The organism is Blastomonas sp. (genome assembly GCF_041747255.1).
GTDB lineage: Bacteria > Pseudomonadota > Alphaproteobacteria > Sphingomonadales > Sphingomonadaceae > Blastomonas.
Window position 1 is genome coordinate 1 of the sequence record NZ_JBGTFM010000044.1, and the last position, 1,615, is coordinate 1,615.

Sequence of the window (1,615 nt, forward strand, 5' to 3'; positions counted from 1 at the left end):
GTGCTCGCTGCTGCAGTGCAGGCGCAGCTTATCCAGGCATCGACCGCGCAATTCTGGCAGATTGTGACCGCCATCGGCCTCACGATCACGCCGCTGTTGGCCAAGCTGGGCCACTCCATCGCCCGCCAGCTGGAAATGCGCGCCAGCGATGCCGCGCCCATCGATCAGTCGGATATCGCCAATGATCGCACCGTTATTTTTGGCTATGGCCGGGTGGGCGAGATTATCGCCGATATGCTCAAGGCCCATGACCAGCCTTTCGTGGCGGTGGAATCGAATGTCGATGTGGTGATGGCGGCGCGGCGACGGGGCGTGCCGATCATTTACGGTGATGTCGCGCGGTCCGAACTGCTCGACCGGATGCGGCTTGGCCATGCCCGCGCGCTCATCCTGACGATGGACGATCCGGTGCTGGCGGTGCAGATCGTGCGCCGGGTGCATGGCTGGGTGCCCGAACTCACCATCATCGCGCGCGCGCGTGACAGCTCACATGCGGCGGAACTCTATCGTGCAGGCGCTACGCTGGCGGTTCCTGAGGCGCTGGAAAGCTCGCTGCAACTGTCAGAAGCGCTGCTCGTTGATCTGGGTGTGGCGATGGGTCACGTCATCGCCTCGATCCACGACAAGCGCGACAAGATGCGCAGGCAGATCATGAAGGAAGGCGAGCTCGACGAGAAACCAGCGCTTAAATCGGGCGAGACGGCGGTCAGCTGACGAGGAAGATCAGCCCAGGGCCGCCTGTTTTTCCTCAGCCAGCCGGTCCAGCTCAGCGCGGCTCTTCTTTTCTGACGCGGATTTGAGCTGACCGCACGCGGCCATGATGTCGCGGCCGCGCGGGGTGCGCACCGGCGCGCTGATGCCGCCTTCAAACACGATGTTGGAAAAGCGCGTGATCCGCTCCGGGGCAGAGCATTCATAGATTGCGCCGGGCCAGGGGTTGAACGGGATCAGGTTCACCTTGGCGGGCAGGTCATAAAATTTGAGCAGCCGCACCAGCTCGCGCGCATCCTCGTCGCTGTCGTTCTTGTCCTTGAGCATCACATATTCGAAAGTAATGCGCCGCGCGTTGCTGGCACCGGGATAATCTGAACACGCCTGCAGCAGGTCTTCCAGCCCGTATTTGCGGTTGATCGGTACGATCTCGTCGCGCACCTCTTTGGTCACCGCGTGCAGCGAGACCGCAAGGTTAACCCCGATTTCCTCGCCGCAGCGCGCCATCATCGGCACCACGCCGCTGGTCGACAGCGTGATCCGCCGTTTGGAGAGGGCCAAGCCATCGCCGTGCATCACGATTTTGAGCGCGTCGCGGACATTATCAAAATTGTAGAGCGGCTCGCCCATGCCCATCATCACGATGTTGGTCAAAAGACGCCCGTCGGAGGTGTACGCAGCGGCGTCTTCCTCGTGCTCCAGCTGGTCCATTGCACCCTTCGGCCATTCGCCGAGCGCATCGCGCGCCAGCATCACCTGGCCGACGATCTCGCCCGGCGTCAGGTTGCGCACCAGCCGCATCGTGCCGGTGTGGCAGAAGCGGCAGTTGAGCGTGCAGCCGATCTGGCTGGAGACACACAAGGTGCCGCGATCTGCATCGGGGATGAAAACCATCTCGTAGTCC

At 62.5% G+C, this 1,615-nt stretch carries 2 protein-coding genes; one reads left to right on the forward strand and one right to left on the reverse strand.

All coding sequences use genetic code 11. The features are described 5' to 3' along the window. Positions 1–714: NAD-binding protein (locus ACEW8G_RS01765; RefSeq protein ID WP_373486731.1), on the forward strand; the 714-nt coding region annotated here is incomplete at its 5' end. A gap of 9 nt (positions 715–723) precedes the next feature. Here the strand turns inward: ACEW8G_RS01765 and rlmN are convergent. Beyond that, the coding region (rlmN, locus tag ACEW8G_RS01770; RefSeq protein ID WP_373486732.1) for a 23S rRNA (adenine(2503)-C(2))-methyltransferase RlmN at positions 724–1,615 on the reverse strand (892 nt) is incomplete at its 5' end.